Origin of the sequence: Proteus sp. GOKU (genome assembly GCF_015475555.1) — a bacterium.
In the GTDB taxonomy this organism is placed as follows: domain Bacteria; phylum Pseudomonadota; class Gammaproteobacteria; order Enterobacterales; family Enterobacteriaceae; genus Proteus; species Proteus mirabilis_B.
The window spans coordinates 3,638,650-3,652,650 of record NZ_CP034105.1; the positions used below are offsets into that span (position 1 = coordinate 3,638,650).

The window sequence follows — 14,001 nt, forward strand, 5'->3', positions numbered from 1 at the left end:
ATTATCCTCTAGCACTTGGTAACAATAAAAGAAGCGGCTTCTTGTTTATTTTGAATAAGCGCCATTATTGCTTGTATTATAATTCTTGCTACTTCGACAGCTTCTCGTTGTATATCATTGTTATTACTAATAACATTGTTATTAATACTACTTCTTGCTTCTAATACCTTTTGCTCACCATCAAGTACAATTCCTTTAGATTGTAAAGTCTGATCTATAACTCTAGCTAAAGGGTCTGCAGTGGTCGAAATTAAATTACCTTTTATCATTGTTGGGTTGGTACTCTGCACTCCATTCAACATTCCCATTCCATGTATTGAAACTGTTGCACCTACGGAATGGATTGCTATCGAAGCTCCCGCACTAGCAATTGCTGCACCCACCATAATCCTAGCTTTATGATCAAGATTATCTTTCATTTTTTCAGCTAGATTTAATTGAACTTTCATTAAAACAGCATTAATTTCTCTAGATGATCTAAATATTTCCACCATCAGCAGTGAAAATGAAATAATTTTGTTAATTAAAGCCATATCTTTATCAGATAAAAAATTAAACATGCCTAAAACTTCTGATTTAACATGGTCATAAATATCATTATCGTTATCAACATTAAGTGATTTCATTATTGAATCTATATCTGGTGTTTTTACTATTGGTTCGACTAAAATAGGTATTTTACTATTTTCATTTCCTTCTATGATTTCATCTATTTTTAGTTCGAATTTTTTAATTCGCGATTTATTATCGTTGGCATTCTCATTTTTTTCAATTTTGTTACTTTCAATGTCATTACTTTCAAATTTATATTTATCAGATAAACTGGTATTATTATCAATTTTCATATTCATATAAAAACCTCACTAAAATAAATTTTATTAAATAGATATGCTCTTTATCATATCTGATTTAGCTTTATTACTTACAGAAGAAGCATTACTCATATTTTTTAAAATTTCAGTTAGTGAATCAATATTATCATGGTAACTTTCCATTATTTTTTCCATTAACTTCTGAATTAAATCTAATATGACTTCTAACTTTTTACTATCCGCCATCGACTGTAAAATCTTAGATGAAATAATAGTGCTGTATATATTAACTGCATTTGTTGCTGTCGAATTTACTAATTTAGAAATAACAACTGTTCGATTTAACATGAGAGCAGCTTTTTTTGAGATATCCTTTGCTAGTTGCTGATTAATTTTTTCCATTATTTCTTCTAGTGCTTGAACAATAATTTCTTTAATCATATTTCCCAACATGGCTTCTAGTGCATCATGTAATATTCTTTTTAATGTATCTCTTACTTGTTGGTTAAATATTTTCTTAGCAGCATCTCCAATACCTTTCATTGCGGGTCCAATCACAAAACTTAATGCCATCGCTGCAACAAATAAAATAACAGTAATGGCAATTTTTAATGCCATTTTTAGTTTATCTTGAATTGTATTTTTTAACTCATCGAGAGCTTTCTTATCTATACCCAATCCCTTCAAACCATCAATAGTGCTATTAACCATATCTACCAGAAAATCGACAATTTTATCTATTGCCTTCATAATAGCGTCAGAGATAGGTTGCATGATTTCATCCATAAATGATGTACCATGTATAGCTTGATACACTTCATCAGCAATTGTTAATGCAATATCAGCAACAAATAGTGTAACAGCAACTGCTACTAGTGCCATTGAAGCCCCTGCCGTAAAAACAGAAGCAATACCTGCAATAAGTGTCAGTAATCCACCTAAGATTTTTAAGCCAATACCTGCCCAAAATTGTATTTCTTCTTGTTTCTTAATTTGGGCTTTTTGATCATTAACTTTATCTTGCAGTGATTTTTCAGTAACTTTCTGCATTTCTTCAAACAGTTTCTGTTCATTTTCAGTTCGTTGTAACATTATTTTTAATGTTAGCTCTCGTGTTTTAGCCAACAAAAAAGTTAATAACGCCATTCCTGATAATGAGTCAGACATTATTTCAAGCTCTAATGCACTTTGTGAAAGTGTTAGTGTTCTATAGGTTTCTCTTATTTGCTCCAGTTTTTCTTTGATTGAGTCATTTTCTTTCTTATTAATTAGTGCTTTTAATTCATCTCTATGGGATGTAATTTGATTTATCTTATCGTCACTCATAGAGACGTTAGGCATATATTTAAAAGCATTATCAAAGAAGCTAGATAACTTTCCATATAATTTATCTAATTCATCTAATGACATTTTTGAAAGATCATCAGGTAACTTCATAAATGGGAAAGTTTTTTCAAGTAACTTTTCCATATCTTCTTTAGATCTAACTTTTCCGGAAAGTAATTCTTTTATTAAAGAGTCAGGAATATTTTTATTTTTTAAGAAATTTTCAACTTCCGCCTCTGTTTTAAAACCATTGTCTTTTATTTGATTATTTATTTCCATCCAATAATCAGTATAAGCATCTTTATTATTTTTAATTTCATCTACAACTGTGTTTATTTGATCTCTCAAACCATCAATACCTTTAGATAAAATATTTAGTTTGTCGAGATAACAATCAAGCTTATCTGGATCTTTAATTCTATCTAAAATATTTTGATGAATAATATTTTGATATGATAATTGTAAGAATAAAAAATCATAATCTTTATTTGATTTTTTATTTTCTGTTTGAATTGATTTTGAAGGTATAGATGATGATTTATTTATAGATATATTTGAATTCTCCCCTTCCCTTTGATCATAAAAGTGTTTTTCGTTGGTAAGAATATCGAATTTCTTATTTACCTTATCATCTTTACTTAATTCAACCTCTTTAATTTTATTAAATATCAATTTCTCATTATTATTTTCATTCTGTGATGAGAAAGTATTTATCTTATATTTAATATCACCTTGAATATTAATTCTTTGGTTATTCTTTTTTTGTTCGAGTGGTACACGAAGAGAAGGAGCTAAAAAATTATTTTCTTTATCCTTAAGTTGTGATGCGACAAAATGCTCACTTGCCGCATTAATTTTTTGTGCTTGTTGCACGTTATCTTTAGTGACCTTATCTACCTCTTTAGAGGTTAAAGGGGTAGATAATACAGTGCCATCATTATTAACTTTAATCATACTGTTTCTTCCTTATCGGTATTAAAAACAGCAAGAGGAACATCTTTTAAAGATCCTAAGTAAACATTAGCTCTCTCTTTGAGAGAAAGATCATTGATATTTTTTGAAACTTGATCGAAACAGTATTTAGCTTTTTCTTTTTCACCTAATGATAAATTACATTGCCCAGCATAAAAAACAGGTCGATAATCGTTCTTTGCATTTAAATAAGCTAATGCATAAAGATCTATTGCTGCTTGATATTGTTTTTTTAATTGTTTAACAGCTGCAAGGCCCATAATATAATCAACATTATAAAAGTCATAAAGACACAAAAATTTAAAAATAGCTTCTGCTTCATCCAGTTTTCCTTTCTGGTAAAAATCATATGCAAATGAATAAATTCCTTCCATAAATCCTTCAGGGATAGCGCCTTCATCCTTAAGTGGTGCCCCATTTTGAACAATAGAAACAATATAGCTCGCTAATTGATCAAGTTCTTTTTCTGATATTTTTTCATATATTGACATAACGTTAATCCTTTCATCTATGATGAATAATTAATAAATAAATTCTAAAGTAATCATTAATTAATTACTTTAATAAAACACACGTCTATATTTATAAATATAAATATATTATTTTTATAATTAAGATATGAATGCACATGGGGGATTTATTAATGATGTATATAATCCATCTCTTCTCTTAACAAACCTTCAATTTCTATTCTCTTAAGCCAAATAAGAATATCCATAATATTCAATAAATCTTGATCTATCATTACCTCAAACAAATGATATTTATGATAAAATTTTCTCGCAAGTTCAGGATAACGAACAACGGGGGTGCCTACTTTTTTGGCATAGGATTTCACTGCCAATGCCTTATCGTTAACACATTTCAGTGAAACTAATGGCATAATGCCATTATCGGGATCAAAATAAATACCGACTGCCACATGAGTTGGATTCACAATAACAGCCGATGAATCACGGATAACTTTTTTCATTGGTTCATCAAGTAACTCTTGATGGATCTGCCGGCGTGTTGATTTTATTTCAGGATTACCTTCCATATTTTTATTTTCTTGCTTAACTTCATGTTTTTCCATCATCATATCTTTCATAAAAATGAAAAAATCAGCAATAATATTTAAAATAAGTATAGGTATTGATAAAATAAAAAAAACAAATATAAAGCTAACAACAAGTGAACACCATTTATCAATAACAACATTTAAGCTTGAACGATATAATATAAATATCTCATGTCCATGTAAAACAATAAAAACATAACACGTGACTAAAAATATAATTATAAATAATAATGTTTTTAAAAGATCTTTGATTGTTCTTATGCTAAATATTTTTTTAAATCCAGAGATTGGATTAATATGATTTAGATCGATTTTAATCGCTTCCGTAGCAAGTTTAAAACGCGAACTAAATAAAGAAGGAATAGCACCAGATAAAAAAGTGACAACAAGTATCGGTAGAATAATATCAAAAAAAAGCTTTGAAATAACATTAACATAGCTTTTTAAAGTAATATTGTTTGGATGAAGTAAAAGAGATTGATAAAAGCGGCTAAATTCATCTAAGTCAATTTGATGAAATAAATACATAACGCCAATAAGATAAACAAGTCCTGATGTTAACTCTTTGCTCTTGAAACTTTGCCCTTTTTTTGCAGAATCATCGAGTTTTTTCTGTGTGGGTTTTTCCGTTTTTTCAGCCATGAAAAATACTCATAAAAATAGTATAAAAGTATCTATTATTAAAAAATTCATATAATTCTGAAGTCATTGCAGAAGCGAAGAAAAAAAGCAGTGAAATAAATGCAATAATACCTTTTATACATAATGATAAGGAAAATGCATTTAATTGAGGACAAAATAAAGAATAAACACCCAATGCAACTTCACTCAAAAACATAATAATAAGAACAGGCGATACTAAAACAATTGCAGTGCGGACCATGTCATTCAGCCAATGACCAATAAATGAATAGCCAATCTCTTTATTAAAATAACCAATCGGGAATACATCATAGCTATCTTTTATCGTACCCATTAATGAGCTTAATCCTCCTACTGACAAAAAATAAGCAGCACAGAACAACCCTGTTAATGAAGCAAATTCAGAAGATTCAATTCCTGTTGTTGGATTAATAGTATCGCCAATACTTGCCCCTCTCTGATTATCAACAAATTCACCAAAAGCAGAAGCGATCCAAAAAGGAGTAGCAAAGAGAAGCCCAATTAAAATGCCAAGAATTAACTCACTTAATATTATTATTTCCCATGTATTTCTTATTTCATCAGTAATTAAAATACTTGGTTTTATTCCCATAGCAATATAAAAAATAATAATATATTTTAATAGTTGGCTATTTAATACTCGGCTATTCAAAAAAGGAATAAAAAGAAAAACGGGAAATAGTCTTGCAACAAGTAAAAAAAGATCAATTAAATAAAGTTGTACATACTCTAACAGTATTAACATTTTATTTATCCAGCTAATCCTAACGTCATCATTTCTTTGGCATATACGAGTACTTTATCGCCCATCCAACCCATCGTAACTAACAGACAAACAAAAACACCAACAAGTTTTACACCAAAAGGTAATGTTTGCTCCTGTACTTGAGTAATTGTTTGTAAAAGGCCTATTGCCAATCCAATAAATGTTGCTATTGCAATAGGTGCAGCCGAAAGTAATATCACTAAATAAACGGCTTTATTTGCAGCATAGACCATATCCATTAGCTTACCGCCATCAGATCAAGATATTGATTAATTAATCCTTTAGCTAGAAGAGTCCAACCATCCATAGCGATAAATAAAATTAATTTTAAAGGAACTGATAATGTAATTGGGCTCATCATCATCATACCTAAGGCTAACAAAATACAAGAAACGACTAAATCAATAACAATAAAAGGTAAATAAAGATAAAAACCAATAATAAAAGCAGATTTTATTTCACTTAGTGCATAAGCAGGGAGTAATGATAATAAAGAATTTTCTATGTTCTCTTTGTCGCCATAGCTATCAGGTCGATTACCTTGTGCTTGTTCAAAAAAATCTAATAGTTCAGGTTCAGAATATTTGTACAAATATCGCTTATATTCCCCTAATGCATCATCTGAAAATCGTTCAAGTGAATCAGGAGAAGTAACATCAATTGGGTTTTCAATAAGGTATTGATAGGTATTTTTTGCTATTGGCGTCATGACAAATAACGCCATCATCAATGCAATTGCATTAAGCACCATATTAGAAGGAACTTGTTGAACACCTAACGCATTACGAGTCATAACCAACACAATAGAAAATTTTAAATAACAAGTTCCCGCCGCAATAATAAAAGGCGCTAATGTGGCTAACGACAGTGTTAAAATAAGTGTTGTTGAGCTTTCCATATCTTTAATCTTGCTTTAAATAAGCACGTTGAATTTCAACAGCTAATCGTTCACCAACTTTAATCAACTCTCCTTGAGCAATAGCAACACCATTAGCAATTAATGTGATATGGCGTAATGCATTATCTGGCAAAGTAATTTGTTGTCCCGGTGATAACTCTTCAATTTGTTCAAGCAACATAGTCTTATTTGCTAGTAAAAAAGAGAGAGTAACAGGAATAGATTGAATCGCTTTCAGTTCTATATTTTTTTGTAATGTAATTTCCGTATCTTCAACTGACTCTTCACGCTCTGTTTCATTAGCAAATAACTTTTCATCTAAAATCACAGCATTTTCTCCTTCTTGCCACTGATAACGCATCCATTTTTTTTCACCAATAATAAGTGAAAAATCTACGCTATCAATCAGTACAATATCGCCCAAAGAGAGCGTTTTTAATAATGAAAATGACATTGTGCTTTTGCCAAATTTATATTGAGCAATCGCACTAATTTTATTTTTTGATGACAACGTCCATTCATAATATTTATCGAAAGAACAAATAAATATGTCACCGATTTCAGTATTAATAACGGGATAGCTAAGTTTTTCTTGCTCTCCTAAACAGATATTATCAATGATTAATGGCATAGGCTCTTTCGAAAAAGGAAACAATATTTGTGAACATTTCTGTGAAAATAGTGTATAGAGATAAGTTTCTGGAATAAGCTCCCAATCTATTTTTTTCTCAGGATAAATTTTATCCATTACTTGGCTAACTTCGACAATGCCTGTAAATGAACCTAATGTGTTATTACCCTTTATTTTAAAATAATGAGCCGAAGAGATAGGTAACTGAGATGTATATAAAGATGATAAGATATCCATTGAATAGCTATCTTCTTTATTATTAATACTATTTTCAGGATCTGATCTTATCATTTTTCATCTTCTTTATTTTCAGAAGAAGGATCTATCGCATTAATATGCCAATGATTATTATCATTCTCTAATGAAAGAGATAATCGTCCTTGATATTGATTAAAATTTTCTAAAGAAGATTGATAGACTCGCCCTGTAGAAGCAATTAATTGGATTTTTTTATCGATATCGAAGTTCACCTTTATTTGATGAAGTTCACTTCCCCATTTTTTAAAGACATAAGTAATACTAGGAGGTTGGGATAAAGTAGATACTTTCTTATAAAGAATACTAAAGGCAGGTATATCGAGTATTTTTCTATCCGATAATGGTTCTGATAGCATTTGTTGATATGCTGGCTTTATGCTGCTTAATGGAAGCATATCGCTGACATTTTCTTTTATTTTTTCTTTATATAAACTATCTATATTTGAGTTTTCATTTTTAACATTCATTGCAGCAGTATTTTTGATTACTTCTCTACTATCTGAGTAATTAACCTTTTCAGATAATTTATTATTTTCAATAACGGCACTGCCTTTAGTGTTTGTTTTATCTTCTTCACGTATTAATAAATTTTTATTTTTAAAATTTCCAATCTTCTCTTGATTAGAAAAATTTTTATTTTCAACATATTCCAAGAATTTATCTGTCGAGTTTTTCCTTTCTATTTTTTGGTTAAATTTATCGTTCTTTACACTAACATTTAACTCATTATAATTGCGACTAACTTCTTTCTTAACCTCAGAAATACTAATATTTCCTTCTCTCTTAGGATTTAAATCATTTTTAATGGCAATTTCATCATCCACATTATTTTGTTTACTTACATGATGTAATAAACCTTTTTGTTCTATTTTACTTCCTTTTGTGAAAGAACAAACTTGTGAATATATTTTCCTTTGAGTTAATAATAATCCTTCTATATTTGAGTAATCATCTTCATCTTTATCGCTTTTCTCACCTAATTTATTCACTGAGTTATCAGCTTTTATTTTTGAATTTTCTTTTAAATTATCTCTTAACTCAGTATCCCCTTTACAATCAAGATCATAAAAATCATCTAATTTTTGTTTTATTTTACTAAGCTCATCAGAAGAAATTTTTTCTTTTTCAATATGTAATAATTCTACAATTGTAGAAAATGGTGATGATTTTTTAGAACAAATAGTTTTAATCTCACTATTTTGTTCGTTGATTAAACTTTTATTTAATCTTAAATTATCTGTCTTTATGGACATCATATAATACCATCTCCTGAATTTCGTTTTGCTCTAATCTTTCAATATATAACTCTTTTTCTAGTGCTTTTCTTTCAAGATAAAGCTTCATTTTATTTTGTTTTTTGATTGCTACATCTCTTTCTTTTTTTAAAAATAAGCTACCTTTTTTTAGTTTTTCTAGTTGATACTCTATCTCTTTAATTTGGGTAGTAGATATATTCAACGAAGCTAATATAATTGCTTGTTTACGTTTTTGTTGATTTAAAGAGAGAGTCGAATAAATTCCTACTTTTTCATAAAAAGGGATTTCTTTTTCTAATGCTGAAGCCAACAAAATTTGCTCTTCCTTTCTATTTTCTGCTTCTTTTATTAATTGTTGCTGCTTTTGTTGTTCTTTCTCTATTCTTTGTTGACGCTTCGCAATCGCATTTATCAGGAATTGCTGATTAAGAGGTAAGCGCATAAAGTTGATTCAATGTTGTTTGAAATTCTGATTTTTCTTTAAATGATTGTATAAGAAAAGCCTCTATTGCCGATTGCTTATTGACGGCCAGATCATTTAACTCGTTCTCTCCTGCGCGATACTCACCCAATTCTTGTAATAACTTAATATCCTGCAAACGCATCAATATTTGTCTTATTTTTAATGCTGCTTTTTGTTGTTCGGTACTCGTTATTTGCTGAAAAATACGACTCACACTACCTAAAATATCAATAGCTGGATAATGGCCTGAAGCCGCTATTTTTCGTGACAAATAAATATGTCCATCCAGAATAGAACGAATTTCTTCACCTATAGCATCTGGTTCATCATCACTTTCGAGCAAAACAGTATAAAACGCTGTAATTGAGCCTTGATGAGTCACCCCTGGTCTTTCTAAAATTGCAGGTAATTTATCAAAAACAGAAGCTGGATAGCCTTTACGAACAGGAAGCTCGCCCGCTGTCAGTGCCACATCCCTTAAAGCTCGACAGTAGCGTGTCATAGAATCAATAAATAACACGACATTTTTACCTTGTTCTCTGAAATATTCAGCAACCGTAGTGGCAACAAGTGCAGCGTTACAACGTTCTATTGCAGGTTGATCCGAGGTGGAACAAATTAATACTGTTTTCTCACAGCGTTTATCTCTTTTTAGTTCCTCGACAAATTCGGTAACTTCTCTCCCTCTTTCACCAATAAGTCCAATAACAAAAATATCAGCCTGAGAGAAACGGATAAACATATTCATCAACATGGTTTTACCTGTTCCTGCACTGGCAAAAATTCCCATTCTCTGCCCTAATCCACAGCTTAATAAGCCATCAACAGCTCGAACACCTGACTCAAATATTTTTGTAATAGGTCGGCGATCACTAAATGAGGGAGGATGACCATCAATAGGTAAATATGAATAGAAATTTTCTTCTACCACTTTCTTATCGTTGAAGCGCAATAAATAATTACCTTTAATATCAATCATACTCCCTAAAATATTAGGGCTTAAAGCAACAGAAAAAGCATTTCCAGTTGGTACTACGATTATTTGCAAAGAATAACCTTGTGAACTCCCCATCATACTTAAAATCGTAATACCATTGCGAAAACCAATCACAATCGCTTCACCAATAATTTGTCCATTAATAATAGAATCTTTTAATAGGCAAATCTCTCCAATAAATACATCACGCAACATCACTTCAAGAATATTGCCTTGTATTCGTATCGGATGAGCTGCGTGATGAAATATTGAAAATACGTTATTCATTTTTAATTGATAAATTGTTGGTGAATAGTATTCATCATTTGAAAATATTCATCGATTGCTTTTGCCATTGATTCACCGTTTTGTAAAGCAATAGGCATAAATGAAGCTCGTAACTCTAATTCAGACTCTACTTTTACCAAAGCTGGTTGGCCAGGATAAAAGCTTTCCGTTTGATTATTAATACTATTTAATAATAATGAAGTGCTGGTTTGTGATAACAAATTTTCATTATATTCACCAAGTACAGACCAGATCATCGGAACTTCATCAACAACTAACAAATTTATATCCGGCATATCTCCCAAGCTAATTGTGATTGTTGAATGATTATCAACAGATTTTCCTTCTGAGAATAAATCATTTCTCCCAATTACATTCATAGCATCCATAATTAAACTTGCTAGATCAAAAGACATAACTTCTCCTAAATAGATTGTAGAACGTTAATTTCAATATCTGATGTAACTTCATCATAGGACAACACAGATAATTGTGGATATTGTGTTTCTATTAGTTTTTTAACAAATCGTCTTATATCTATTGCTGTTAAAAATATATAATTCTGTACATATTTAATTTCATCAATAGCAGCAGATGTTTTTTCTATTATCATATCAAGCTCAGCAGGTTCTAAATTTAAAAACGTTCCTGAAGAACTTTGCCTAATTCCACCGCGAATTATCTCTTCCACATTATGAGATAAAATAATTACATTAAGTGTTCCATTATTTGAAAAAAAATGGCTAATATAACGCGAAAGTAGAGAACGAATATGTTCAGTTAAAAGTATTGGATCTTTCTCTTTACTCCCCCATTGTACTAATCCACCTATAATTGTTTTTATATTTCTAATAGGGATTTTTTCTTGTACTAAACGTTGTAAGACATCATTAATTCGCTGAATAGAAACTTGTCTATAACATTCTTTCAATAGTTCAGGTGAACTTTCTTCTATTTTATCAAGAATATTTTTCGTTTCTTGTATTCCAAGAAACTCAACAATATTAGATGTAATTAAATTAGAGAATTTCTTATAAAAATAAACCTCTGGTAATTCAAATCGATAACCTAATAATGCTATTCTTTCTTTATCATTTTTACTCACCCAGTAATTTTTAATATCATTATCTTTTGTTTCTATTATTTTAAAATCTAGAGATAAAAATTCATCATTAGGGTTTTCTATATAAACAAGTGGAAAAGGACAGTCAAACTCATCAGCCTTGACTTCGTTTATTAAAACAATAATCCTATTATCGTCAATTTTATCTGAATAATGAATGACAATATCAGGAAGTAATACGCCATATTGTAAAATAAATTCTTTTTTTAACCATTTTTCAAAAACAAGTTTCGAAAGATATGTCTTTTTCTTAGAAGATACAGTAATAATTAATGGCAAAGTTTCAGCCTGAGATAATGTGATATTCTCTTTTAATAAGCTATTTTCATCTTCTGACTCATTTTTATTTGAAAATAAATTTGAAATAAGTCCTTTTTTACCATCAGTATCTGAATCATTATCTTCATTCTTATCTTCTTTATTATCCGTTATCGTTTCTTTCTTCTTACTTTTCCACTGTTTTTTAAAGAAATACCCACCTAATAAGACAGATAGAATAAGAAATACTGGAGTTGGAAATCCAGGTAAGAAACCAATAACAAAAGCGAGGATCGCAGTCACGAGTAAAGCAAAGTCTTGAGCAAGCAACTCGTTCATAATGCTAAAACCAAGGTTGTTATTTTCACCGCCAACGCGTGTGACAATAAAACCAGCACTAATAGAAATCAGTAATGCTGGGATTTGAGCAACCAATCCATCACCAATGGTTAAAAGTGTGTAAGTATGTAGCGCTTGTGTAATTGAGAGATCAATTTGTGCCATACCAACAGAGATCCCTCCGATTAAGTTAACAAAGATAATCACAATACCGGCAATGGCATCACCTTTAATAAACTTCATTGCACCATCAAAAGAACCATATAACTGGCTTTCTTGACCTAATTCTTTTCTTCTTATTTTCACTTCTTCGTTATTAATAATGCCAGACTTTAAATCAGCATCGATGCTCATCTGTTTTCCGGGCATTCCATCCAAAGAGAAACGAGCAGCAACTTCTGCAACTCGCTCTGAACCTTTAGTAATAACTAAAAATTGCACGATAGTGACAATAGAGAAAACAACAAAACCAACGACTAAATTTTCACCGATAACAAACTCACCAAATGAAGTGATTATTTCACCCGCATCTGCATCTAATAAGATTAATCGACTCGTACTAATAAAAAGAGCAAGCCGAAAAAGTGTTGTAATAAGTAATAATGCAGGGAAAGTCATAAAATTCAATATACGAGTAATATAAAATGAACTCATGAAGATCAGTAAAGAAATAGTAATATTGAGCCCAATAAGAAAGTCTACAATATAAGTTGGCAATGGTATGATTAACATCATAATAACTAAAATCATAACCGACAACACGATTAATTCTGGTCTATTTTTTATTGCCAATAGAAATCTATAAATCATAGAAATTATCCGTAAATTATTTTATTTATTTTCTCTGTTGATATTGTTCTAATCGAAGGTGATTATCTATAAATTTCTGCATAATTATTTGGCATTCATCTCTAAAATCATCAGATAAATACAATGAACTCGGATATTCATTGAACATTGTTTTTATCCCTTGTAATAATTTCATTTTTATATTAATTAAATAATTAAGCCACTCATTTTCCAAAAGGGAAATTAAATACTTTTCCATTTCATCAGGAAATGTCATACCGTGAAAAATCAATTGATAAAGATCTTTTTCAGCTATCTTATTTTTTAAATCGCTTATTTCTAATTTTTTTATATTTATTTCTATAAAGCTATATAAAGTACGTAATTTGTTAACTCTCTCAAGAAGATAACCAAACTCTGAACTTTGAGAGCAACTTGGCGTAAGTGATTGCATATCACAAATTAAGCTTTGCGTTAAAAAACTCAAAATAATAGTGCATTGTTTAAGATCATATTCTTCAACCCACATTTTAAAAAAATAAATAGGTTCAAGTTCTAGATTAATATAGCTACGATAAAGATTTCTTAATGTTGAAGCATCGAGAGAAAGTAATTTAGCAAATGCTTTTGCTTGTAAAGCAATATTAATGCCTGCTCGGATTTGCTTGCCATTCTCACCTTCGAGTAGATTATTTATCTCATTCTCAATTCCTGCATTTAATTGTGCGCCTAGTTTTTTTTTCCTGAGTAATTCTCGCAAAACCATCACGAGATCACTTTCATCGGGGAACATTTTACGTAAGTATTGAAGTAATTCTTGCAAACTTCGCCCTGATTTCCTAAATAACATCATTACTTTATCTAATTTTTTATCAGCACCCTCTTCTGCAATATATAATGTGCTTTGCCCTCTATTCGCCTTTTTATCTAATTGTTGACCAAAACGTTGCGAGAAAAGAGTTGCAACCATAGACATATCATCAGATATCTCTATTAATTGATTTTGATAGTTTTGATTTTCATTAATTTTAGGCTGCTTATATTCCGTTTCTTGTTGGATTTTTTTACCAATATTACTAGGTGCAGAATGGGTTGAAGTAGAGGTATTAATTGGCCCAATCAT

The 14,001-nt window shown here is 30.2% G+C and carries 14 protein-coding genes; all 14 read right to left on the minus strand.

What is annotated here, in order from left to right; genetic code table 11:
• Window positions 1-8: 8 nt before the first annotated feature.
• Window positions 9-851: a type III secretion protein gene (locus EHE21_RS16610; RefSeq protein WP_194951290.1), complete on the minus strand. Its 843-nt coding sequence runs from the start codon at window positions 849-851 to the stop codon at window positions 9-11.
• Between the two features lie 27 nt (window positions 852-878).
• Complete coding sequence (gene sctE / locus EHE21_RS16615; protein WP_194951291.1) at window positions 879-3,092, minus strand: type III secretion system translocon subunit SctE; 2,214 nt, start codon at window positions 3,090-3,092, stop codon at window positions 879-881.
• Window positions 3,089-3,601 carry a type III secretion system translocator chaperone SicA gene (sicA, locus tag EHE21_RS16620; protein WP_194951292.1) on the minus strand — a complete coding sequence of 171 codons (513 nt, stop codon included), beginning with the start codon at window positions 3,599-3,601 and terminating at the stop codon, window positions 3,089-3,091. Before sicA ends, sctE begins: the two co-directional genes overlap by 4 nt.
• A 149-nt stretch (window positions 3,602-3,750) precedes the next feature.
• Window positions 3,751-4,812, minus strand: coding sequence for an EscU/YscU/HrcU family type III secretion system export apparatus switch protein (locus EHE21_RS16625; protein ID WP_194951293.1), 1,062 nt, complete (start codon window positions 4,810-4,812; stop codon window positions 3,751-3,753).
• Window positions 4,805-5,578: a type III secretion system export apparatus subunit SctT gene (sctT, locus tag EHE21_RS16630; protein ID WP_194951294.1), complete on the minus strand. Its 774-nt coding sequence runs from the start codon at window positions 5,576-5,578 to the stop codon at window positions 4,805-4,807. Before sctT ends, EHE21_RS16625 begins: the two co-directional genes overlap by 8 nt.
• A 5-nt stretch (window positions 5,579-5,583) precedes the next feature.
• Entirely contained in the window at window positions 5,584-5,838 is a 255-nt protein-coding gene (gene sctS, locus EHE21_RS16635; RefSeq protein WP_194951295.1) for a type III secretion system export apparatus subunit SctS, read from the minus strand.
• Window positions 5,838-6,497, minus strand: coding sequence for an EscR/YscR/HrcR family type III secretion system export apparatus protein (locus tag EHE21_RS16640; RefSeq protein WP_194951296.1), 660 nt, complete (start codon window positions 6,495-6,497; stop codon window positions 5,838-5,840). Before EHE21_RS16640 ends, sctS begins: the two co-directional genes overlap by 1 nt.
• A gap of 4 nt (window positions 6,498-6,501) precedes the next feature.
• A complete protein-coding gene (locus tag EHE21_RS16645) occupies window positions 6,502-7,419 on the minus strand; it encodes a FliM/FliN family flagellar motor switch protein (protein WP_194951297.1) in 918 nt (305 codons plus the stop codon).
• Window positions 7,416-8,642: a hypothetical protein gene (locus EHE21_RS16650; protein WP_194951298.1), complete on the minus strand. Its 1,227-nt coding sequence runs from the start codon at window positions 8,640-8,642 to the stop codon at window positions 7,416-7,418. The genes EHE21_RS16645 and EHE21_RS16650 overlap by 4 nt, the downstream gene beginning before the upstream one ends.
• Window positions 8,620-9,084: a type III secretion protein gene (locus tag EHE21_RS16655; protein WP_194951299.1), complete on the minus strand. Its 465-nt coding sequence runs from the start codon at window positions 9,082-9,084 to the stop codon at window positions 8,620-8,622. Before EHE21_RS16655 ends, EHE21_RS16650 begins: the two co-directional genes overlap by 23 nt.
• Window positions 9,068-10,369: a type III secretion system ATPase SctN gene (gene sctN / locus EHE21_RS16660; protein WP_194951300.1), complete on the minus strand. Its 1,302-nt coding sequence runs from the start codon at window positions 10,367-10,369 to the stop codon at window positions 9,068-9,070. The genes EHE21_RS16655 and sctN overlap by 17 nt, the downstream gene beginning before the upstream one ends.
• 2 nt (window positions 10,370-10,371) lie before the next feature.
• Window positions 10,372-10,785, minus strand: a complete 414-nt coding sequence (locus EHE21_RS16665; RefSeq protein WP_194951301.1) for a type III secretion protein — start codon at window positions 10,783-10,785, stop codon at window positions 10,372-10,374.
• Window positions 10,786-10,793: 8 nt separating this feature from the next.
• Window positions 10,794-12,899 carry an EscV/YscV/HrcV family type III secretion system export apparatus protein gene (locus tag EHE21_RS16670; protein WP_194951302.1) on the minus strand — a complete coding sequence of 702 codons (2,106 nt, stop codon included), beginning with the start codon at window positions 12,897-12,899 and terminating at the stop codon, window positions 10,794-10,796.
• A 25-nt stretch (window positions 12,900-12,924) separates the two neighbouring features.
• Entirely contained in the window at window positions 12,925-14,001 is a 1,077-nt protein-coding gene (gene sctW, locus EHE21_RS16675) for a type III secretion system gatekeeper subunit SctW (RefSeq protein WP_194951303.1), read from the minus strand.